Origin of the sequence: Streptomyces sp. NBC_00028 (assembly GCF_045041065.1) — a bacterium.
Lineage (GTDB): Bacteria > Actinomycetota > Actinomycetes > Streptomycetales > Streptomycetaceae > Streptomyces.
This window is the reverse complement of the sequence record NZ_CP108293.1, coordinates 2529793-2550572: the sequence shown is the minus strand read 5'-3', so window position 1 is coordinate 2550572 and position 20780 is coordinate 2529793. Positions and strand designations below refer to the sequence as shown.

General features: G+C 70.8%; 18 protein-coding genes and 1 pseudogene. 12 read left to right on the top strand and 7 right to left on the bottom strand.

Annotated features, from left to right (window positions below):
- The first annotated feature begins 97 nt into the window (after nucleotides 1-97).
- The 3 genes from OG885_RS11275 to OG885_RS11265 all read left to right on the top strand — a co-directional run bounded on the left by OG885_RS11275 (nucleotide 98) and on the right by OG885_RS11265 (nucleotide 3594).
- Nucleotides 98-1414 (top strand): copper amine oxidase, encoded by a 1317-nt coding sequence (locus OG885_RS11275; RefSeq protein ID WP_405729925.1) that lies wholly within the window; start codon nucleotides 98-100, stop codon nucleotides 1412-1414.
- A 103-nt stretch (nucleotides 1415-1517) separates the two neighbouring features.
- Complete coding sequence (locus OG885_RS11270; RefSeq protein WP_405742688.1) at nucleotides 1518-2759, top strand: SAV2148 family HEPN domain-containing protein; 1242 nt, start codon at nucleotides 1518-1520, stop codon at nucleotides 2757-2759.
- A gap of 106 nt (nucleotides 2760-2865) precedes the next feature.
- Nucleotides 2866-3594, top strand: coding sequence for a 3'-5' exonuclease (locus OG885_RS11265; protein WP_405729922.1), 729 nt, complete (start codon nucleotides 2866-2868; stop codon nucleotides 3592-3594).
- 28 nt (nucleotides 3595-3622) lie between these two features.
- Here OG885_RS11265 and OG885_RS11260 read toward each other — a convergent pair whose 3' ends face one another.
- Nucleotides 3623-4486, bottom strand: a complete 864-nt coding sequence (locus OG885_RS11260; protein ID WP_405729919.1) for a phosphotransferase enzyme family protein — start codon at nucleotides 4484-4486, stop codon at nucleotides 3623-3625.
- Between the two features lie 204 nt (nucleotides 4487-4690).
- On the opposite strand from OG885_RS11260, the gene OG885_RS11255 reads away from it, so the two are divergent.
- The 5 genes and pseudogenes from OG885_RS11255 to OG885_RS11235 all read left to right on the top strand — a co-directional run bounded on the left by OG885_RS11255 (nucleotide 4691) and on the right by OG885_RS11235 (nucleotide 9875).
- A complete protein-coding gene (locus tag OG885_RS11255) occupies nucleotides 4691-5635 on the top strand; it encodes a carbohydrate ABC transporter permease (RefSeq protein ID WP_405729916.1) in 945 nt (314 codons plus the stop codon).
- Nucleotides 5632-6465 (top strand): carbohydrate ABC transporter permease, encoded by an 834-nt coding sequence (locus tag OG885_RS11250; protein ID WP_405729913.1) that lies wholly within the window; start codon nucleotides 5632-5634, stop codon nucleotides 6463-6465. The genes OG885_RS11255 and OG885_RS11250 overlap by 4 nt, the downstream gene beginning before the upstream one ends.
- The gene (locus OG885_RS11245) at nucleotides 6465-7745 is read left to right on the top strand and encodes an ABC transporter substrate-binding protein (RefSeq protein WP_405729910.1); all 1281 of its coding nucleotides are present in this window, start codon (nucleotides 6465-6467) and stop codon (nucleotides 7743-7745) included. The genes OG885_RS11250 and OG885_RS11245 overlap by 1 nt, the downstream gene beginning before the upstream one ends.
- Before the next feature lie 15 nt (nucleotides 7746-7760).
- Nucleotides 7761-9006: pseudogene (gene mgt / locus OG885_RS11240) on the top strand (macrolide-inactivating glycosyltransferase).
- Complete coding sequence (locus OG885_RS11235) at nucleotides 9003-9875, top strand: methyltransferase domain-containing protein (RefSeq protein WP_405729907.1); 873 nt, start codon at nucleotides 9003-9005, stop codon at nucleotides 9873-9875. Before mgt ends, OG885_RS11235 begins: the two are co-directional and overlap by 4 nt.
- A 66-nt stretch (nucleotides 9876-9941) precedes the next feature.
- On the opposite strand, the gene OG885_RS11230 is transcribed toward OG885_RS11235, so the two are convergent.
- On the bottom strand, nucleotides 9942-12176 hold the full coding sequence (locus OG885_RS11230; RefSeq protein ID WP_405729904.1) for an MMPL family transporter: 2235 nt from the start codon (nucleotides 12174-12176) through the stop codon (nucleotides 9942-9944).
- A 199-nt stretch (nucleotides 12177-12375) separates the two neighbouring features.
- Between OG885_RS11230 and OG885_RS11225 the strand changes: the two genes are divergently transcribed.
- The 3 genes from OG885_RS11225 (at nucleotide 12376) to OG885_RS11215 (ending at nucleotide 14666) form a co-directional block, all read left to right on the top strand.
- The gene (locus OG885_RS11225; protein WP_405729901.1) at nucleotides 12376-12927 is read left to right on the top strand and encodes a DUF1697 domain-containing protein; all 552 of its coding nucleotides are present in this window, start codon (nucleotides 12376-12378) and stop codon (nucleotides 12925-12927) included.
- Nucleotides 12928-12988: 61 nt separating this feature from the next.
- Complete coding sequence (locus OG885_RS11220; protein WP_405729898.1) at nucleotides 12989-14005, top strand: ketopantoate reductase family protein; 1017 nt, start codon at nucleotides 12989-12991, stop codon at nucleotides 14003-14005.
- A gap of 43 nt (nucleotides 14006-14048) precedes the next feature.
- On the top strand, nucleotides 14049-14666 hold the full coding sequence (locus tag OG885_RS11215) for a DsbA family protein (protein ID WP_405729895.1): 618 nt from the start codon (nucleotides 14049-14051) through the stop codon (nucleotides 14664-14666).
- On the opposite strand, the gene OG885_RS11210 is transcribed toward OG885_RS11215, so the two are convergent.
- The gene (locus OG885_RS11210; RefSeq protein ID WP_405729892.1) at nucleotides 14663-15940 is read right to left on the bottom strand and encodes an MFS transporter; all 1278 of its coding nucleotides are present in this window, start codon (nucleotides 15938-15940) and stop codon (nucleotides 14663-14665) included. The genes OG885_RS11215 and OG885_RS11210 overlap by 4 nt on opposite strands.
- A gap of 56 nt (nucleotides 15941-15996) precedes the next feature.
- On the opposite strand from OG885_RS11210, the gene OG885_RS11205 reads away from it, so the two are divergent.
- On the top strand, nucleotides 15997-16980 hold the full coding sequence (locus OG885_RS11205) for a helix-turn-helix domain-containing protein (protein ID WP_405729889.1): 984 nt from the start codon (nucleotides 15997-15999) through the stop codon (nucleotides 16978-16980).
- A gap of 79 nt (nucleotides 16981-17059) precedes the next feature.
- Here the strand turns inward: OG885_RS11205 and OG885_RS11200 are convergent, their stop codons facing one another.
- From OG885_RS11200 to OG885_RS11185, 4 genes are read right to left on the bottom strand one after another with little or no spacing between them, the layout of a single operon-like run.
- Entirely contained in the window at nucleotides 17060-17800 is a 741-nt protein-coding gene (locus OG885_RS11200) for a sirohydrochlorin chelatase (RefSeq protein ID WP_405729886.1), read from the bottom strand.
- 5 nt (nucleotides 17801-17805) lie between these two features.
- Nucleotides 17806-18708 (bottom strand): ABC transporter permease, encoded by a 903-nt coding sequence (locus OG885_RS11195; RefSeq protein WP_405729883.1) that lies wholly within the window; start codon nucleotides 18706-18708, stop codon nucleotides 17806-17808.
- On the bottom strand, nucleotides 18695-19480 hold the full coding sequence (locus tag OG885_RS11190; protein ID WP_405729880.1) for an ABC transporter ATP-binding protein: 786 nt from the start codon (nucleotides 19478-19480) through the stop codon (nucleotides 18695-18697). The genes OG885_RS11195 and OG885_RS11190 overlap by 14 nt, the downstream gene beginning before the upstream one ends.
- A 35-nt stretch (nucleotides 19481-19515) precedes the next feature.
- The gene (locus tag OG885_RS11185) at nucleotides 19516-20619 is read right to left on the bottom strand and encodes an aliphatic sulfonate ABC transporter substrate-binding protein (protein WP_405729877.1); all 1104 of its coding nucleotides are present in this window, start codon (nucleotides 20617-20619) and stop codon (nucleotides 19516-19518) included.
- Nucleotides 20620-20780 lie beyond the last annotated feature (161 nt).

Genomic DNA, 20780 nt, shown 5'->3' with positions numbered 1-20780 from the left:
CGCTCAGCCGCTCAGTCGCCGAGCCGACCACTCGGCCGCTGAGCCCAACTCCGTCCAGTTTTCGAACTCGCACCTCCTGCAAGGGAGTCACTTCTTCATGCGCGTCACCAGAATCAGCCCCGTCCGCGGCCGGACGGCGGCCCTCGGCCTCGCCGTCGCCGCGCTGGCCGCCGGTCTGACGACCGGAGCCGGACCGGCCACCGCCCAGCCGCAGAGCGCCGCCGCGGCCGCGCCCGACTGCAGCGCCGCCTTCCGCATCGAGCAGAAGCTCTCCAGCGGCACCACCTGGCGGATGTGCTGGCGCTACGACAGCAAGGCCGGCCTCGTCCTGGACGACATCTCCTACCAGCCCAAGGGAGAGTCCGCCCCGATCAAGGTCCTCAACAGCGCCCGGCTCGGCCAGATCCACGTCCCGTATGACGACGGACGGGCCGAGTACGACGACCTGACGGGCCAGGACTTCGCCAAGGACCTGATGAACCTGGCGCCCGCCGAATGCCCTGGCGGCACCATCAAGACCGTCAAGATCCCGGACCCGTACCCGGAGCAGAACCCCAACGTCAAGGGCCTGTGCACCACCACCCGGTCCCGCGGACACGCCTACCGCATGCAGGGCGACACCGCGAACAAGGTCTACCAGGCCCAGGGCAAGGACTTCCTCGTCTACACGGTCAACCAGGTCGGCTGGTACGAGTACATGACCGAGTACCGCTTCCAGGACGACGGCACCATCAACATGAACGTCGGCGCCACCGGCACCCTCTCGCCGTTCGACTACGACGCGGGTGACGGCAAGGGCTGGCCCATCGGCAAGGGCGCCGCCAAGGACAAGGCCACCAGCCACACCCACAACGTCTTCTGGCGGCTCGACTTCGCCCTCGACGGGTCCACCAAGAACCGGGTCGAGCAGTACGACTCGACCCTCACCTCGCACGGCGCGGACACCCCCACGGTCAAGACCACCCGCACCAAGGTCACCAAGGAACTCGCGGGCGACGCCAAGACTTACCGCTGGTGGCGGATGGTCAGCGCGACCGGCAAGAACAAGGACAACCACGCGCGCTCGTACGAGTTCGTCCCCGGCCCCACCACCCGCTACCCGGGCCGCAGTTACACCAAGCACGACATCTACTTCACCCAGTACAACAAGTGCGAGCTGTTCTCCAGCAACAACCCGCGCTGCGACAGCGCCCACCCCAAGTCGGTCGACAAGTGGGTCGACGGCCAGACCCTCACGCACCCCGTGGCCTGGGTCAACGTCGGCTTCCACCACATCGCCCGGGACGAGGACCAGCAGCCGATGCCGGTCCACTGGCAGGGCTTCTCGATCGCCCCGCGTGACGTCACCGCTATGAATCCGCTCACTCCGGCGGAGCTCGCCGGGCAGAACGGCAACTACTTGGGCGGTAGTTGAGAAACGACCCTGTCCATCCGGCTGCACCGCCGACCGGTCCCGGAGTACCCTTCCTTGATCGTTGGGACGGGGAGAGCTCGGGGGAGCGGAAGGCGGTGCGCGGGTGGGCTCGGGAGGGCTGGAGTTGCCCCCTGGTGACGAGGGTCACGAGGGGAACTCCGCAGACGCCCCGCCCGGCACGGTGTCGCTGGCCCGGCCCATGGACGCCGCCGGTTCCATCGGGCCGGAGCTGGACTGGGACGCCGACGCCTGGCGCGAGGTGCGTACGCGCGCCCAGCGAGCCGGCCGGGCCTACATCTGGCTGAACCTCGTCGAACAGCGGTTGCGCGCGGTCGTGGCCGCTGTTCTGCGTCCCATCTACGAACCCGTCCACGGCGACGACTGGGTGGTGGCCGCCGCCGGACCGGCCGGCCAGGAATGGGTGCAGCGCGCGGTCGCCGTACGTGAAGTCAGCCGTCGCAAGGGCTACTTGCTCGACCCGGCCGACGACAACGTCCTGAGTTTCCTGACGTTGCCGCAGCTGCGTGAGCTGATGGTGCAGCACTGGCCGTGCTTCGAGCCCTACTTCGACGAGCGCCGGGACGTCGAACTCGCCCTGGACGAGCTGGAAGTGACCCGCAACGTCGTCTCCCGCAACCGGGCCCTGTCCGAAGCCGTCCTCGGCCAGGCCGAACGGGCCTCGGCGCGGCTCCTGGAGATACTCGGCGCGGGCGGAGACGTCCCCTCCGCGCGCCGGCTCCCGGTGGACGCGGTCGAGGACCTCGTCGGCGACCGGTACGCGGACGTGGTCGCCGTGCACCCCGACCGGGTGCGGCTGCTGCGCCAGTTCCCCGCAGAGGACATCTTCGGCGGCGCCCGCCGCCTCGACGCGGTCGGCATCGGCCTCAACCTCCTGGTCCAGAACTTCTCCGGCCGGCGCCTGGTCCGGCTCGCCGAGGCGGGCTGCCGGGTGCGGCTGCTCTTCCTCAACCCCGCCTCCAGCGCGGTCAAGCGGCGCGAGCGGGAACTCGGCATGAAACGCGGCGAGTTGAGCCGGGCCGTCGAGATGAACATCCTGCACATGCGCCGGGTGCGGTCCAAGCTCCGTGACCCGGGCGCCTTCGAGATCCAGGTCTACGACGAGACCCCGCGCTTCACCGCCTACCTCGTGGACGGCGACGGCACGGACGGGATCGCCGTCGTGCAGTCCTATCTGCGGCGGTCGCGGGGCATGGAGGCGCCGGTGCTGGTGCTGCGGAACGGGAGCAAGGTCGTCAAGCCGGGCGAAATGGATGAGAGCGGCCTCTTCCCGACGTATCGCGAGGAGTTCGAGACGTCTTGGGTGGATTCGCGACCGGTGTCATGAAAGTCCCCGGCGGAGCGCCAAGCGGAACGCGGTCCTCTGGTTGTCAGTGGCGCATGGGATGGTGGAGACCACTGGGGGAAAGCACCACCAAGAAGGGGGACGGCCCATGGGCTGGCACCGGGAGCTGCTGATCGGCTTCGACCTGGAGACGACCGGCACCGATCCGCGCGAGGCGCGCATCGTCACGGGAGCCGTGATCGAGGTGAGGGCCGGGCAGGTCATGGGCCACCGCGAGTGGCTCGCGGACCCGGGCGTGGAGATCCCGGCGGACGCGGTCGCGGTCCACGGGATCAGCAACGAACGCGCGACCGCCGAGGGCAGGCCGGCCGACCAGGTCGCCGACGCCATCGCGGACGTACTGGTGACGTACTGGAAGACGGGCGTCCCGGTCGTCGCCTACAACGCGGCCTTCGACCTGACCCTGCTCTCCGCGGAACTCCACCGCCACCACCTCCCCTCCCTCCGCGACCGCCTGGGCGGACTGGACCCGGCCCCGGTCATCGACCCGTACACCATCGACCGCGCCGTCGACCGCTACCGCCGCGGCAAGCGCAACCTCGAAGCGGTCTGCGGGGAGTACGGAGTCCCGCTCGACTCCGCCCACGACGCCTCCGCCGACGCCCTCGCCGCGGCCCGCCTCGCCGGCGCGATAGCCGACCGCCACCCCAAGATCGCGACCCTCGGCCCGGCGGACCTGCACCGCCGCCAGATCGAGTGGTACGCGGACTGGGCGGCGGACTTCCAGAAGTTCCTGCGCGGCAAGGGCGAGACGGACGCGGTGGTGGACGGCACCTGGCCCCTGCGGGAGCTGACGGTGGCCGACAAGACGGTCTGACGCCCGCCGCCGCAAGGCTCTCGCACGCTCAGAACGGGTACCAGCGCACCGTCTCGTCCCCGTCCCTGAGCGATGCCACCCGCCGCTCGAACTCCGCCAGCGCCTGCGGATTGCTCGGCGCGTGCTGGGCCACCCAGGCGCAGCTCGCCGTCTCCCGGGCGCCCCGGAGCACGGAACAGCCCTCCCACTCCCGTACGTCCCAGCCGTACGCCTGGGTGAAGTTGTCGTAGGCCGGCGTCGGCAGCCCGTACCGGTCGTGCGACAGCGCCATCACCACCAGGTCGTGCTCACGCAGGTCCGCGGAGAAGGTCTCCAGGTCGACCAGGACCGGGCCGTCGGGGCCGACGTGCACATTGCGCGGGAGCGCGTCTCCATGGATGGGGCCGCGCGGAAGGTGCGGGGTGAGCGCGGCGGCGGCCCCCGCGAAGCCGTCCCGGCGCTCGCGCAGATACGTCGCGTCCGCGGGGTCGATCGCGTCGCCCGCGAGCCGCAGCCAGCGTTCCACACCGCCCAGCAGCTCGCGGGGCGGCAGTGCGAAGGAGGGCAGGGGCAGCGCGTGGACCACCCGTAGCAGTTCGGCCAAATCCCGGGGCTCGGCGGGCCGTACGGCATCGGGCATCCGGTGCCACACCGTCACCGGGTGCCCCGCGACGAGCAGCGGCTTCGGCTCGGCGGCCCGCACCGCGGGCACCTCGGCCTCGGCGAGCCACAGCGCGATGTCCAGCTCCCGGCGCGCCCGGTCCAGGAGTTCGGCGTCCCGGCCCACCTTGACGACCAGGTCACCGGCGGCGAACACGGCGTTCTCACCGAGCGCGAGCAGCCGCGCCTCCCCGGCCGCCGCGGGCAGCACCCCCGCCTCGGCCAGTACCTCCCGCGCCCGTGCCTCGTCCATCGCCCGCCTCCGTGTCCCGTTCCTGCCGATGCGGCGCGCGTCCAGCGCGCACCGGGCGTCGAGTTCCCGCCATCCGCCGCCCAGTCTCGCATTCGTACAGGTCGGACGGTGTGCACGGTGCCTTGACGGCGCATACGCCCTTCACGACCATGACCGGGGCCACCGGTCCCGGAGTGTCCCGAGCCGTGGTGAGGAGCCGATCACGTGACATCGCTGACCGCGACGAAGCGGTCGACGCGGGGGGCGCGGGGTGCGCCACGCGCCGACGGGGGCCGCAGGGCGGTGGACCGCGGCGCCTGGTTCCTGGTGCTGCCCGCGCTGATCCCGATCCTCGTGCTGAGCGTCGGACCGCTGCTCTACGGCATCCTCCTGGCGTTCACCGACGCCCAGTCCGGGCGCACCCGGTCCACCCAGTGGATCGGCGGCCTCAACTTCCAGGACCTGCTGCACGACACGCTGTTCTGGGAGTCGTTCCGGATCGGCCTGGTGTGGGCGGTCGGGGTGACGGTGCCGCAGTTCCTGCTGGCGCTCGGCCTCGCCCTGCTGCTGAACCAGGACCTCAGACTGCGCTGGCTGGCCCGCGCCCTGGCCATCATCCCGTGGGCGATGCCCGAGGTCGTCGTCGGTGTCATGTGGCGGCTCGTCTACAACCCCGACGCGGGCGTCCTCAACGAGACCCTGCGCGACCTCGGCCTCGGCGACGGCCGTGACTGGCTCGCGGGTCTGTCCACCGCCCTGCCCGCCGTCATCGTCGTCGGTGTGTGGGCCGGGATGCCGCAGACCACGGTCGCCCTGCTCGCCGGACTGCAGAACACGCCGCGCGAACTGCACGAGGCGGCGGCGATGGACGGGGCGGGCGCCTGGCGCCGCTTCCGGACGGTCACCTGGCCCGCCCTGCGCCCGGTCGCGCTGTCCATCACCGCCCTCAACTTCATCTGGAACTTCAACTCCTTCGCCCTGGTCTACGTCCTGACCAGCGGCGGACCCGGCGGCCGCACCCGGCTCCCGATGCTCTTCGCCTACGAAGAGGCCTTCCGCTACGGCCAGTTCGGCTACGCCGCGGCCATGGGATGCGTGATGGTCGCCGTGATCTCGGTGCTGCTCGCCGTCTTCCTGGTGGGCCGGCTGCGGGGAGGTGACGAGGCATGAGGACCAGCACCACAGGCCGCGTCGGACAGTACGCCGCCCTGCTCGCGTATCTCGTCTTCCTCGCCTTCCCGTTCCTCTGGCTGATCTCCATCGCCTTCAAGTCGCCCCGGGAACTGGGCAGTCTGCACCCGACCTGGATACCGAGGGATCCCACCCTCGACAACTTCCGGCAGGCCTTCGACGAACAGCCGCTGCTGCGCGCCGCGGGCAACTCCCTGCTCGCCGCGCTCGGCGCCGCGCTGATCGCCGTACTGATCGCCACACCGCTCGCGTATGTGATGGCCCGGCGCCGCAGCCTGCTCGCGCGGGCGGCGACCGGGTGGGTGGTGGTCAGCCAGGCGTTCCCGCTGGTGCTGGTGATCATCCCGCTGTTCCTGGTGCTGAAGAACCTGCGGCTGATCAACTCGCTGTTCGGGCTCGTGCTGGTGTACGTGGTGTGGGCGCTGCCGTTCGCGCTGTGGATGCTGGTCGGGTATGTGCGGGCGGTGCCGGAGGAGTTGGAGGAGGCGGCGGCCGTCGACGGCGCCGGGCGGCTGCGGACGCTGGTGTCGGTGACCGCGCCGCTGCTGGCGCCGGGGATCGTGGCGACGGCGCTGTTCGCGTTCGTCACCGCGTGGAACGAGTTCTTCTTCGCGCTGGTCCTGCTGAAGACCCCGGAGAAACAGACACTGCCGATCGTCCTCACCCACTTCATCGGCGCGGAGGGCGTCGCCGACCTGGGGCCGCTGGCCGCGGCGGCGTTCCTCGCGACGCTGCCCTCGCTGGTCGTCTTCGCCCTCATCCAACGGCGGATCACGAGCGGCATGCTGGCCGGGGCGGTGAAGAGCTGATGCGGGCGAAATGGCTCATCGGGCTGGTGCTGGCCCTGCTCCTCACGGGCTGCACCGGCGGGGAGAGCGGGAAGGACGACGGCACCGTCACCCTCCGCTTCCAGTCGCTGGCCTGGCAGGAGGAGTCCGTCACCGCCAACCAGCAGCTGGTGAAGGAGTGGAACGCGACCCACCCGGACGTCAAGGTCGAGTACGTCCAGGGGAGTTGGGACAGCGTCCACGACCAGCTCCTCACCTCCTTCGAGGGCGGCGAGGCGCCCGACATCATCCACGACGCCTCCGACGACCTCGCGGACTTCGCCTATGGCGGCTATCTCGCCGACCTGAGCGACCTGCTGCCCGCGCGGCTCAAGTCGGACATCCCGCAGCGTGGTTGGGAGACGACGACCTTCGGCGACGGGATCTACGGTGTGCCGTTCCTCCAGGAGCCGAGGGTCCTCATCGCCAACGCCAAGTGGCTGAAGGAGTCGGGCGTGCGCGTTCCGACGCCCGAGCACCCCTGGAGCTGGACCGAGTTCCGGCAGATCACCGAAGAACTCGGCGGTCACGGGAAGTACGGCATCGCCTGGCCGCTCAAGGAACCCGTCTCGGCCACCCTCAACCTCTCCCTGTCGGCGGGCGGACAGCTCTTCCACCGGGGTGCCGACGGCAAGGTGACCATCCGCTTCGACAAGGGCGACGAGGTCGTCCCGCGCACCGTCCACGACCAGGCGAACACCGACCACAGCGCCTCGCCCACCACCCTGGGCAGCAGCGGCTCCGACACCCTGCCCGGGTTCTTCGGCGGCAGGTACGCGATGGTGCCGCTCGGCTTCTCCTACCGCCAGCAGATCGTGCAGCAGGCGCCGAAGGGCTTCGACTGGCAGGTGCTGCCCGCCCCCGCCGGTGCCGACGGACTCAGCCAGGGCGTCAGCCCGCAGACGCTGTCCGTCGCCGAGGACAGCCCCCACAAGAAGGAGGCCGTCCAGTTCATCGACTTCCTGCTCCGCCCGAAGAACATGGTGCGGCTCGCGCTGGGCGACTGGATGCTGCCCACCGGCACACAGGCCCTCAAGGACCCCGCCCTGCACACCGCCGAGAACGGCTGGGCCACCGGCACCGCCCTCGCCGCCCATCTGCGCTCGGCGCCCGCCCAGTCCGTGCGCGGCTACCCCGAGTGGAAGGACAAGGTCGCGACCCCGGCGTTCCAGGAGTACTACAGCGGGGCGATCGGCCTCGCCGAACTGCGCAGACGCCTGGAGAAGGACGGCAACCTGGTGCTCGCCCGCTATCAGCGCTGAAGCGGCTTCACGTTAATTGAATTGCACGAGACGTCTCGTCTCGTCTAGCCTCGACGGCATGACCACTCCCGCACACATCGCCATGTTCTCGGTCGCCGCCCACGGCCATGTGAACCCGAGCCTCGAAGTCATCCGCGAGCTCGTCGCACGCGGCCACCGGGTGACGTACGCGATCCCGCCGGTGTTCGCGGAGAAGGTCGCCGCGACCGGCGCCGAGCCCAGGCTCTGGAACTCCACCCTGCCCGGGCCCGGCGCCGATCCGGAGGCATGGGGCAGCACCCTCCTCGACAACGTCGAACCCTTCCTCGCCGACGCCATCCAGGCGCTGCCGCAACTGATCGAGGCGTACGAGGGAGACGAACCGGATCTCGTCCTGCACGACATCACCTCCTACCCGGCCCGGGTCCTCGCCCACCGCTGGGGCGTGCCCGCGGTCTCGCTCTCGCCCAACCTCGTGGCCTGGGAGGGCTACGAGGAGGAGATCGCCGAGCCGATGTGGGCGGAGCCGAAGAAGACCGAGCGGGGGCAGGCGTACTACGCCCGCTTCCAGGGCTGGCTGGAGGAGAACGGGGTCACCCTGCACCCCGATGACTTCGCGGGCCGCCCCGCCCGGTCGATCGTGCTGATCCCCAAGGCGCTCCAGCCCCACGCCGACCGGGTCGACGAGAAGGTGTACTCCTTCGTCGGAGCCTGTCAGGGCGACCGCGGCACCGAGGGTCAGTGGCGGCGACCCGCCGACGCCGAGAAGGTCGTCCTCGTGTCGCTCGGGTCGGCCTTCACCAAGCAGCCCGGCTTCTATCGGGAGTGCGTGAAGGCCTTCGGCGATCTGCCCGGCTGGCATCTGGTGCTCCAGATCGGCGCGAGCGTGGACCCGGTCGAGCTGGGGGACATTCCCGCCAACATCGAAGTGTCTTCGTGGGTACCGCAGTTGGCGGTGCTGCGGCAGGCCGACCTGTTCGTCACCCACGCCGGCGCCGGCGGCAGCCAGGAGGGCCTCGCGACCGCGACCCCGATGATCGCCGTACCGCAGGCCGTGGACCAGTTCGGCAACGCGGACATGCTCCAGTCGCTGGGTGTGGCCCGCCGCCTCGACACGGCGGAGGCCACCGCGGAGGCGCTGCGCGCCACGGCCGTGGCCCTCGTCGACGATCCGGAAGTCGCCGCGCGGCTCAAGGACCTACAGGCGGGGATGGCCCAAGAAGGAGGCACGCAAAGGGCGGTTGACCTCATCGAGGCCGAACTGCCCGCTCACCCGGGATGATCCGGAGGACACGGCCGCGGTCGGTGTCGCTTCCCTCCGCCCTGCACCGCTCCCTCGACCTGCTGTGCTGCCCCGCGTGCCGCACCGGCCGCCTGCATGCCGACCGCGGCGCACTGCGCTGTCCGAGCGGCCACAGCTTCGACATCGCCCGGTACGGCTATGCCGGCCTGCTGACGGGCGCCCGGGCCACCAGCGGTGACGACGCCGAGATGGTCCGGGCCAGGGATCGCTTCCTGGCCACCGGGACCTACGCGCCCATCCGTGAGGTGAGCGCCCGTCTGGCGGCCGGTGCTGTGTCCGAGCGGGGCACCGTGGTCGACGTCGGGTGCGGCACGGGCTACTACCTGGCCGGCGCACTCGACCGGTTGCCCGGCGCCCGGGGGCTGGGGCTGGACAGTTCGGTGCGCGCGCTGCGCTCGGCCGCCCGGGCCCATGACCGGGCCGCCGCCCTGGCCTGGGACGTGTTCCGGCGCTTCCCGCTCGACGACGGGGTGGCGGATGTCGTGCTGGACGTGTTCGCCCCGCGCAACCCGGCCGAGTTCCACCGCGTGCTGCGCCCGACCGGCCGGCTGGTCGTGGTCCGGCCCACCGGGCGGCACCTGGCCGAACTGCGCGGCCGGATCCCCGCGATGGTCACGGTCGACCCGGCCAAGGAGCAGCGCCTGCACCGGGCGCTCGCGCCCTTCTTCGAGGCCACCGTCACCGAACAGGTGGAGTATTCCGCGGCCTTGAGCGGGGCGGATGTCCTGGACCTGGTGGCGATGACCCCGAGCGCACGGCATGTGAGCCGGGCGGGGCCGGCCGATGACGGCCTCCTGCCCGGCCGGGTCACCGTCTCCGTGCTGGCCACCGCCTACCGGCCCCGGTGACCGCACAACACGCAGGGCCCGTTGGCTCCCCGGTGACCAACGGGCCCTGCGCCGTGCCGCGAGCGGTTACACCCGGGCAGGTTCCTCCACCTCGTGGACCACGACCTCCGCCGCCTCGTCGTGCGTGAGGTCGGGCAGGCGGTTCAGCCACTTCGGCAGATACCAGTTGCGCTCACCGAGCAGGGCCATGACCGCCGGGAGCAGCACACCCCGGATGATCGTCGCGTCGACGAGCACCGCCGTCGCCAGGCCCACGCCCATCTGCTTCATGGACTGCATCGACAGCGTTCCGAAGATCGCGAAGACGGCGACCATGATGACCGCGGCACTGGTGACGACACCGGCCGTGGTGACCACACCGTGCTGGATCGCGTCTTTTGTCGTCCGGCCCTTCAGACGTGCCTCACGGATCCGCGAGACCACGAACACGTGGTAGTCCATCGACAGGCCGAACAGGATCACGAAGAGGAACAGCGGCAGCCAGGAGATGATCGCGCCGACGCCCTCCGCGCCCACCAGGGACGCGCCCCAGCCGTGCTGGAAGACGGCGACGAGGATTCCGTACGCCGCCCCCACCGACAGCAGGTTGAGCACGATCGAGGTGATCGCGATCGTCAGGGAGCGGAAGGAGAGCAGCATCAGCAGGAAGGCGAAGACCACCACGAAGGCGAAGACCGGGACGACCGCGCCGGTCAACTGGTCGTTGAAGTCCTTCGAGCCGGCGACCTGACCGCTGATGGGAGCCGCAAGGCCGTCGACCTTGCCGAGGGTCGCGGGCCGCACCTCGTCGCGCAGCTTCTCCAGGCTCGCGCCCGCCTTGTCGAGGTCGGAGCCGCCGACCAGCGGGACGTACACGAAGGCGAGGTTCTGCTTCTGGTGCAGCTTGATCTCGACCGGGCCGCGCGAGGCACCCGAGGCGACCGCCTGCTCCTTGAAGTCGGCGAGCGCGTTCTGCACCTCCGCGGAGTCGATGTTGTCCGCCTTGACGATCACCTCGGCGGGCTCGGAGCCGCCGGGGAAGGCCGCGTTGACGCGGTCGTAGGTCTGCACGATGGGCAGCGAGTCGCCGAACTCCTGGTCCAGCGTGAGGTTCTGGGTCTTCATGCCGACCGCGGGCGCGGCGATCGCGAGCAGCGCGCCCGCCGCCACGACGACGGAGACCATCGGCCGCTTCAGCACCGCACCCAGGATGACCGTCCAGAGCCGGCTCTCCCCGTTGCCGTTGCGCTTGCGGCGCCGCAGGAACGGGATACGGCCCTTCTCGACCCGCTCACCCAGCAGGGAGAGCAGCGCGGGCAGCACGGTGATGGAGCCGATCATGGCGACGGCCACGACGATCAGCGAGGCCAGGCCCATCGCCTCGAAGTCGGCGATCCCGGTGAACAGCATGCCCGCCATCGCCACGCACACCGTGACACCGGAGACGATGATCGCGCGGCCACTGGTGGCGGCGGCGATCCGCAGCGCGGTCTGCGCGTCCCGGCCCGCCTCACGCTCCTCGCGCTCCCGGCGCAGATAGAACAGGCAGTAGTCGACGCCGACGGCCAGACCGACCAGCAGCATCACCGAGTTGGCGACATCGCCCATCGGCATGACATGGCTGATGACGCCCATCAGGCCCATCGTCGCCATGATCGCGGTGAGCGCCAGGGCCACCGGCAGCAGCGCCGCGACCAGCGCGCCGAAGGCGATCAGCAGGATGCCGAGGGCCACGGGCACGGCCGAGTACTCGGCCTTCTGGAAGTCGTCGCCGAACGCGTCGTCGAACGTCTTCTGCATGCTGGCGCCGCCGATCTCCTCGATCCGCAGGTCCGCATGGTCCTTCTGGACCTTCGCCACGGCGTCCAGCACGGGCTCGACCCGCTCACCGGCCGTCTCCGCGTCGCCCTTCATGTCGAACTGCACCAGCGCGCTGCGACCGTCCTTGGAGACGGTGTCCGTGTCGTACGGCGAGGTGACGTCCGTGACCTTGCCGGTGGCGTCGACCGCCTGGACGACGGCGTTGACCGCGGCACGGAACTGCTCGTCCGTCGCCTTGAGCCGGCCGTCCTTCGCCTGCACCAGGACCGACTCACCGGCGGGCTCCTCGATGCCGGCGTCCTTGACGATCCGCGCGGCCGTGTGGGTCTCCCCCTTCAGGCCCTCGCTCTCGTCGACGTCGACCCGGCCCGCCGCCGAACCGAGTCCCATGGCCAGGACCACGAACAGCACCCAGATGCCGACCGCGGCCCAGCGGTGCCGGGCACTCCAGCCGCCGGCCCGGGCCGCCAGGCCCCGCACCCTTGTTTCTCCGTTCCCCATGACGGGCTTGCCCCCTTGACTGCGGTCGCGGCCCCCTGCCGCCACCTTTCGTTTCGAAGGTATGGGCCGGATAAACCCGTCACGTCGTGCTGCCCGGTGAAGTGCGGATGAGCGACTCGTCCTCTCGGACCAGGGCCGTCTCCGCACTGGGGAGGAGTGTGCCCCCTACAACAACACGCCGTCGTCCTATGGTGAGCGCATGACGACGACGTATGCGGCGCTGCTGCGCGGGATCAACGTGGGCGGTGCCAAGAAGGTCCCGATGGCCGAACTGCGCACCCTGATGGAGGGGCTCGGCCACTCAGGGGTGCGCACCTACCTCCAGAGCGGCCAGGCGGTGTTCACCGCCGGCCACGGCGACGAGGAATCCCTCGCGGCCGAGATCACCGCCGCGATCGAGAAGCACTTCGGCTTCGGGGTCGACGTCATCGTCCGCGATCACGCCTACCTCGCCGCGATCGTCGACGCCTGCCCCTTCCCGGCCGCCGAACTGGAGGGCAAGCAGCTGCACGTCACCTACTTCTCCGCCGCCGTCGACGCGGACCGCTTCGCCGCCATCGACCAACCCGCCTTCCTCCCCGAGGAGTTCCGCCTCGGCGACCGTGCCCTCTACCTGTACGTCCCGGACGGCCTGGGCCGCTCCAAGCTCGCGGAACAGCTCTCCAAGCCGCGCGTGAACAAGGGGCTGATCGCCACCAGCCGCAACTGGAACACCGTGGTCAAGCTGGTGGAGATGACCGGCGTGGAGTGACCGTGCCCGGCAACGGACACCGGGCGCCCGGTGGCAAGGTCACGTGTGCGAGGCTCGGTCCATGCGCTACATCATCATCGGGGCGGGAGCGGTCGGATGCGTCGTCGGCGGGCGGCTCGCGGAGGCGGGGAGCGAGGTGGTCCTCGTCGCACGGGGCGCCCACCGGGCGGCGCTGCGCGAGCACGGGCTTCGACTCCGCGTCCCCGACGGCGAGTTCGTCCATCGGCTGCCCGTTGTCGAGGACCCGGCCGAGCTCGGCGAGCTGCGCGCCGACGACGTCCTCGTCCTCGCGGTGAAGACCCAGGACAGCGTGGCAGCGCTCCAGACCTGGGGACCGGCAGCGGTCGCGGGCGGGGGTACGGCGGCCGAGCGGCTGCCGCTGGTCTGCGCGCAGAACGGCGTGGAGAGCCAGCGCCTGGCCCTGCGCACGTTCCGCACGGTGTACGGCGTGTGCGTGTGGCTGCCCTGCGCGCTCGTCGAACCCGGCGTCGTCAGCGCCGCCGGCGCCCCGCTCACCGGCATCCTCCACCTCGGCCGCTACCCGCACGGCACCGACGAGACCGCCCGGCTGATCGCCGCCGACCTGGAGAAGTCCCGCTTCGAGGCACCGGTCGTGCCGGACGTGACCCGCTGGCAGTACGCCAAGCTGCTCGCCAACCTCGGGAACGCGCTGGAGGCCGTGACCGGGCCGATGGAGAGCGACGAGGCCGTGGCGCTCCTAGGGCGGGTGAAGGCCGAGGGCGTCGCCGTCCTCGACGCCGCCGGCATCCCGTACGCCAGCGCCGAGGAGCAGCGGGCCGTACGGGGCGACAAGGTCTTCCTCGCCCCCCTGCACGGCGCCCCGCGCGGCGGCGGCTCCTCCTGGCAGTCCCTGGACCGGGGCACCGGCACCATCGAGGCCGACTACCTCAACGGCGAGATCGCGCTGCTGGGCCGGCTGCACGGCGTACCGACCCCGCTCAACGACCTCTTGCAGCGCCTGGCCAACACCTTCGCGCGCGAGCGCAGGGCGCCGGGGTCGATGCCGGTGGAGGAGCTGGTGCGGCTGACCGAAATGGACCATGGAACCAGTGGCTGATTGGACCACAAGGCTGGGCCAATGAGGGATTACCGTCGACGGCATGACCACCGCAGAACCCGCCCGCGTCGACTTCTGGTTCGACCCCGCCTGTCCCTTCGCCTGGATCACCTCCCGCTGGCTGCTGGAGGTCGAACGGCACCGCCCGCTCGACCTCCGCTTCCACGCGATGAGCCTGTACCTGCACAACGCGGGAAACGAACTGCCCGCGTGGTACCGGGAGTTGGTCGACAAGTCCATCGGCCCGGTGCGCGTCGCCGTGGCCGCGGCCCAGGCGCACGGCGAGAAGGTCCTGCGTGACCTCTACACCGCCTTCGGCACCCGTATCCACGAACGGAAGGCCGAGGACTTCGACGCGGTGATCGCCGAGTCCCTGGCGGACCTCGGCCTGCCGGCGGGCCTCGCCGATGCCGCGCACGACACGTCGTACGACGAGGCCGTCCGCCGCAGCCACTCGGCCGGCGCCGAACCCGACTCGGGCGGCTATGTGGGCACGCCCACGATCCACGTCGACGGGACGGTGTGGTTCGGGCCGGTGCTGCGGGCGATTCCGCGGGGCGCGCGGGCGGCGCAACTCTTCGACAGCTTCCGGGTGTTGGCGACGGACCCGGACCTCTTCGAGCTCAAGCGCACCCGTACCGGTGGGCTCAGTTTCGACTAGACCTTGTCGCCCCGCCAGTCCCCGTTCCGCAGGGCCCAGCGCACCGCAGGGCTCACCGCGAGGCCCGCGAGGGCGAACAGGACACCGAGGATCGCCCAGCCCGCCGTGCCGTGCTGGATCGCGGTGACCGTGACCAGGGCGGGGCCCGCCATCATGCCGGCCGACATGCCCGCGCCGAACACGCCCTGGTACACACCGTGGACGCGGGCGTCCGCGAGCTCGTAGCCGAGGGTCCAGCCGCCCGCGGCCGACAGCACCTCCGAGAAGACCTGCACGATCGCGCCGACCGCCAGCGCCAGCACCGCCCACACCGGGGACAGGCCCGCCGACACCGCGTACACCGCGCAGGCCAGCGCGAGGAGCAGCCCCGACCAGCCCATCGCCCGTACCGCGCTGGGCACTTGGGAGGCGCGCCGGGCCACCCGCACCTGGAGCAGCGCCACCAGCACACAGTTGAGGATCATCAGCAGGGCCGCCGTCCAGCGCGGCGCCTCGGTGCGCTCCACGATCCACAGCGGCAGCCCGACCTCCGACAGCGTGTACTGCACGACGAGGATCGCGTTCAACACGGTCACCGCGAGGAACGGCAGATCACGCACCGCACGCCAGCGGTCGGCCACCGGGGCGCCCGCCTCGGGAGCCGCGCGCTCCAGCGCGTGGGGTGCGAGCGGCAGCCGGGGGAGCAGCAACGCGGGGCCCGCGAACGACACCGCGTTGACCAGAATGACCGTCACATACGCGCCCCGCGTGTCGAGTTGGAGGGCGATCGCACCGAAGACGCCGCCCACCCCCATGAAGACGTTGGTGACCATCCGCAGATACGCCCGCGCCTCCACCCGGGTCGCGGCGGGCAGCACATCGGCGTAGATCGCACCCTGCACCCCGCGGCTCGCCATCTGGAGCCCGGTCGCGCAGACCACCGCGACGAGGAAACCGACGTAGGAGTGCACGAAGACATACGCGGCCGTCGCCACGCCCGTCCCGGCCCACAGCAGCGCGCCCACGCGCCGGGCACCCCACCGGTCGGCGGCCCGGCCCGCCGGTACCCCGGCCGCCACGCCGACCAGCCCCGCGCCCGTCATGCCGAGGCCGACCGAGGTCGCGTCGAGGCCGACGACGCGGGTGAAGTACAGGACGCCGAGCGGGAAGTAGAGGCCGTTGCCCAGGGAGTTGGCGGCGGTCAGCAGGGTGGCGCGGCGCAGGGTGGGGTCGGTGGGAAGCCGGGAGGGGCGTAGCCCGGGTTCGACGGGCACGGTGACGGGTGTCGTGGTCATGCGGACATCTCACCCGGCGGCGGTGTCGCGCCGACAATGATTTAGCGTGGCACTCAATGATCGAGTTCCGCTTCGACGTCGGCGACCTCGCCACCACCTCCTTCGCCTGCTCCCCGCTCCAGGAGGCCGTGTTCTCGCTGCGCTGTCTGCACGACCCGGCCCGCTATCCCCATCACCGGCCGTGGCTGCGCCGCATCCGCCCCCGCCTGGACACCCTCGACCACGAGCTGCTCATCGCGCTGACCGCCCCCTGGCTGTGGGTGCCGGACTGCCTCACCCCGCGTCCTGAACGGGCCCGTCCTGTCTTCGCCGACGAGCTGGAGCGGCTCGGCGCCACCCCGCCGGAGCTCCTCGACGCCGACTTCCGTGCCGCCTACCGCACCGCGGACGCGCTGCCACCCGTCGTCGCCCGGGGCCTGACCGAGCCCGCCGCGTTCCTCCGGCGGATCGTCGAGGCCCTCGACGCCTACTGGCAGGTCTGCCTTGCCCCGGACTGGTGGCCGCGCGTACAGAGCATCATGGCGGCCGACCTCGCCCATCAGGCCCGGGTGCTCGCCGAGCAGGGTGCCGGGGCGATGTTCGCGGGACTGGACCGGCGGCTCAGCTGGGTGGACGGCCACCTACGCCTGTCCACCGACGACTTCATGCTCCAGGCGCCATGGACCGACATGAGCATCGCCGGCCGCGGACTGGTCCTGCTGCCCTCGCTGTTCGCCCGAGGCGCCCAGCCGCTGATCGACCCCACCCGGCCGCCCACGATCATCTATCCGGCCCGCGGCCGCGCCACCCTCTCGGAGGAACCGCCCCCGGTCACCGGCGACGCCCTGGCCCGCCTCCTCGGCCGCCCCAGAGCCAGACTCCTCCTGCTCCTGGCAGAACCCGCCTCGACAACAGAACTGGCCCACCGCCTGAACGTGACGCCGGGCGCGGTGAGCCAGCACCTGACGGTGCTCTACGACGCGGGACTCCTGAGCCGGACGCGCGAGGGGAGAGTCGTAAGGTACGGACGGACGGCACTTGGAAACGCCCTGTGCCGCTAGATACCCAAGGGGCGCGGAGCTGTATCGAATTTGCGGCTCCGCCGCGTGGGCGCGACAAGCCCCCACGGCCCGCAGACGACTACGCACCCAAGGCGGCAAGCAAAGGCACCCGGGCTTCGTCATACCGCTCCAGCAGAACCCGCGCCACCTCAGGCGAAGCCCCGAGCACATCCCCCAGCACATCCGCCTCCGCCGCGCCCCGCGCGATCCGGTCCGGCAGAAAACCGGGAGCAAGAACATACGGCGCAACGGCCACCCGGGAGCACCCCAGCGCCCGAAGCTCCCGCACCGCATCCTCGGTCCGAGGCAACGCGGCGGAGGCGAACGCAGGCCGCACGGCGCACCAACCGGTGTGCCGCCACTCCCGCGCGATTTCTGCGATCACTGCGATCGCCTCCGGGTCCGTGGACCCCGCCGAGGCCAGCACGACCCCGGTCGAGGACTTGTCGGCGGGCGTCAACCCCGCCTCGTACAAGCGCCGTTCGAGCGCGGACAACAGCAGCGGCGACGGGCCGAGTACCTCGGCCTGCCGGATCCGCAGCTGCGGCGGCGCGTCCCGCAGCACCGCCGGGATGTCCGCCTTGGCGTGGAACGCACGGGTCAGCAGCAGCGGGAGGGCCACCACGTCACGCACGCCCTGTGCCGCCAGCGACTCCAACACCCCCTGGACGGAGGGGATGTTGAAGTCCAGGAAGCCCGTCTCCACCCGTACGTCCGGGCGCATCGCGCGCACCCGGCGGACGAGGGCGTGCACCGTCGCGGCGTGCCGCGGATCGCGGCTGCCGTGGGCGATGACGAGAAGAACGGGCTTCCTCGGCAAGGGACCTACCCCTTCACCAGCAGGCCGCGGCTGCGCAGCACCCGCCGCTCCAGCGGGCTGAAGATCAGCAGGTCGACGGCGATGCCGACGAACAGGATCAGGAAGATCGCCTCGAAGATCATCGGCATGGAGCTGGCGTTGCGGCCGTTCTCCAGGAGCGCGCCGAGACCGATGCCCAGGTCGGGCGAGGAGGCGATGATCTCCGCCGCCATCAGCGAGCGCCAGGAGAAGGCCCAGCCCTGCTTCAGACCGGCGAGATAGCCGGGCAGCGCGGCCGGCAGCACGATGTGCAGGGCACCCCGCCAGCCGGTCGCGCCCATCGTGCGGCCCGCCCGCAGGAACAGCGGCGGCACCTGGTCGATGCCGGAGACGAGACCGTTGGCGATGGACGGGACCGCGCCGAGCAGGATGACCGCGTACATCATCGAGTTGTTCAGACCCAGCCACAGCACGGCCGGCGGCACCCACGCCACCGACGGCAGCGACTGGAGACCCGACAGGACCGGACCGATCGCCGCCCGGACGAACTTCACCCGGGCCACGACCAGCCCCAGCGGAGTGCCGATCGCCAGGGCCAGCAGGAAGCCGAGCAGACCGCGCTCGACGCTGGTCCAGATGTAGCCGAGGAGCTTGCCCTCCAGCCAGGCGTCCTTGAACTCGGTCGCCACGTCGCCGGGGGAGGGCAGCTTGGTCGGGTCGGTCACGATGTCGAAGGAGATCAGCGCCTGCCAGATCACCAGCACGACGGCCGTCGCGACGAGCGGCGGGAGGATCTTGGTGCGGGCGGTCACGGAGAACGGCGTCCGTGCGGTGGCCGAGGTCTCCAGGGCGTCCAGACCGGCCTCCAGACCGGCGGACCGGTCCCGTGTCTCGTCCGTCGGGGCCGTCTTCGTGTCACTGCTGGCCATGGCGGCGGATCTCCCCACGCAGTTCTTCGGTGATCTCAAGGGACAGTTCGGCCACGGGGGCGTCCTCGATACGGCGCGGCTGCGGGATGCCCACCGTCCACTCGCGCGCGATCCGGCCAGGCCGCGAAGACAGCAGGACGACCCGCTGGGCCAGCCTGACCGCCTCGCGCACGTTGTGCGTGACGAACAGGACGGACAGCCCCGTCTCCGCCCAGATCCGGGTCAGTTCGTCGTGCAGCACATCACGCGTGATCGCGTCCAGCGCCGCGAACGGCTCGTCCATGAGCAGCAGCCGGCTCTCCTGGGCCAGCGCCCGGGCGAGCGCCACACGCTGGCGCATACCGCCGGACAGCTCGTGCACCCGCTTGCCGTACGAGCCCTTCAGCCGGACCAGTTCGAGCAGTTCCTCGGCGCGGTCGCGCCGGTCGTTCTTCGCGACTCCGCCCAGTTTCAGGGCGAGTTCGATGTTCTTGCCCGCGGTCAGCCACGGGAACAGGGCGTGCTCCTGGAACATCAGAGCGGGGCGCCCGTCGGTCCTGATGCTGCCGGCGCTCGGGTCGTCGAGACCCGCGACCAGGTTGAGCAGTGTGGACTTGCCACAGCCCGAGGCCCCCAGGAGGGTGACGAACTCGCCCGGCGCGACATCGAGGGTGATGTCGTCGAGGACGAGCTGCTGCCCGGCGGGCCCGCCGAAGGACTTCGAGACGTGCTCGATGCGGGCGGCGTACTCGACTGACTCGGCCTGTTCGGCCTTGGCAACCGCGGTGGCCATGGTCGTCACCTCCTGGAGACTCTCGGGATCAGGGCTTACTTGACGCCGAGTCCGGCGTCGTCGACCGTGCTCTCGCCGTCGGCCTTCAGGACCTTGTTCAGGAGCGTCAGGTCATAGATGCCGTCCAGCAGCGGGTCCTCCAGCAGACCGGCCTTGACCGCGTGCTCCGCCTCGGTGTTGAGGGTGGAGGCCAGCGGGTCGTTGGTGAACTGGATGGACTTCCAGGCCGGGTCCAGGACGTCGGTCGGCAGCGCCTTGCCGGAGTCGGCCTCCAGCTGCTTGTTCGCCGCGGCCTTCGCCTCGTCCGGGTTGGCGTTGATCCACTTGTTGGTCTCGACGGAGGCCTTCAGGACCGCCTCGACGGCCTTCGGGTGCTCCTTGAGGAACTTCTGCGACACGATGATGTTCGTGATCACGAACTTCTTGTCCGGCCACAGGTCGGCCTCGTCGAGCAGCACCTTGCCGCCCTCGGCGACCAGCTTGGACGCGGTCGGCTCCGGCACCCAGGCGCCGTCGATGGAACCGGACTTGTAGGCGTCCGGGGTCACCTTGTTGTCGGTGCGGACGACCGACACGTCACCCGCGCCGCTCTCGGCGTCGACCTTCCAGCCCTGCTCCGAGATCCAGTTGAGGAACGCCACGTCCTGCGTGTTGCCCAGCTGCGGGGTGGCGATCTTCTTGCCCTTGACGTCCTTCAGGGACTTGATCTTCTTCGGGTTGACGACGAGCTTGACCCCGCCGGACGCCGAACCGCCGATGATGCGCAGGTTGGTGCCCTTGGACTTGGTGTAGCCGTTGATCGCCGGGGAGGGGCCGATCCAACCGATGTCGATGGAACCGGAGTTGAGCGCCTCGATCTCGGACGGACCGGCGTTGAAGGTCGCGTACGAGGCCTTCGTGGCACCGAGCTCCTTCTGGAAGAAGCCCTTCTGGTTGGCGACCAGCGCGGTGGCGTGGGTGAGGTTGCCGAAGTAGCCGATCTTGACGGAGTCCAGTCCGTCGATCTTCTTCGCCCCGGCGGCCACCTTGGCGGTGCCGTCGTCCTTGGCGTCGGACCCGTAGCCGCAGGCGGCGAGGGTGAGGAGAGGCAGCGCGGCGATGACCGCGAAGGTGCGGCGAAGAGCAGATGGAGCAGGCACGGGAGGTGTTCCTCTCGGAGGCCCGGCGGTCACGGTCTCTCAGGTCGTGGCCGGGAGGTCGGCAGGTTTGCGTCTACGGCTGTGGGGGGACGGGGCGCGCAAGCGGTGCGCGTACGTCAACGCACACATCGCGCCACTCCGCCCTGCCCGCTGCCGAGCGC

What these genes read in the sequence shown, in the direction of transcription:
- OG885_RS11275 (WP_405729925.1), top strand. Translation starts at nt 98, where the DNA reads ATGCGCGTCACCAGAATCAGCCCCGTCCGCGGCCGGACGGCGGCCCTC.
- OG885_RS11265 (WP_405729922.1), top strand. Translation starts at nt 2,866, where the DNA reads ATGGGCTGGCACCGGGAGCTGCTGATCGGCTTCGACCTGGAGACGACC.
- OG885_RS11260 (WP_405729919.1), bottom strand. Translation starts at nt 4,486, where the DNA reads ATGGACGAGGCACGGGCGCGGGAGGTACTGGCCGAGGCGGGGGTGCTG.
- OG885_RS11250 (WP_405729913.1), top strand. Translation starts at nt 5,632, where the DNA reads ATGAGGACCAGCACCACAGGCCGCGTCGGACAGTACGCCGCCCTGCTC.
- OG885_RS11245 (WP_405729910.1), top strand. Translation starts at nt 6,465, where the DNA reads ATGCGGGCGAAATGGCTCATCGGGCTGGTGCTGGCCCTGCTCCTCACG.
- OG885_RS11235 (WP_405729907.1), top strand. Translation starts at nt 9,003, where the DNA reads ATGATCCGGAGGACACGGCCGCGGTCGGTGTCGCTTCCCTCCGCCCTG.
- OG885_RS11230 (WP_405729904.1), bottom strand. Translation starts at nt 12,176, where the DNA reads ATGGGGAACGGAGAAACAAGGGTGCGGGGCCTGGCGGCCCGGGCCGGC.
- OG885_RS11225 (WP_405729901.1), top strand. Translation starts at nt 12,376, where the DNA reads ATGACGACGACGTATGCGGCGCTGCTGCGCGGGATCAACGTGGGCGGT.
- OG885_RS11220 (WP_405729898.1), top strand. Translation starts at nt 12,989, where the DNA reads ATGCGCTACATCATCATCGGGGCGGGAGCGGTCGGATGCGTCGTCGGC.
- OG885_RS11215 (WP_405729895.1), top strand. Translation starts at nt 14,049, where the DNA reads ATGACCACCGCAGAACCCGCCCGCGTCGACTTCTGGTTCGACCCCGCC.
- OG885_RS11210 (WP_405729892.1), bottom strand. Translation starts at nt 15,940, where the DNA reads ATGACCACGACACCCGTCACCGTGCCCGTCGAACCCGGGCTACGCCCC.
- OG885_RS11205 (WP_405729889.1), top strand. Translation starts at nt 15,997, where the DNA reads ATGATCGAGTTCCGCTTCGACGTCGGCGACCTCGCCACCACCTCCTTC.
- OG885_RS11195 (WP_405729883.1), bottom strand. Translation starts at nt 18,708, where the DNA reads ATGGCCAGCAGTGACACGAAGACGGCCCCGACGGACGAGACACGGGAC.
- OG885_RS11190 (WP_405729880.1), bottom strand. Translation starts at nt 19,480, where the DNA reads ATGGCCACCGCGGTTGCCAAGGCCGAACAGGCCGAGTCAGTCGAGTAC.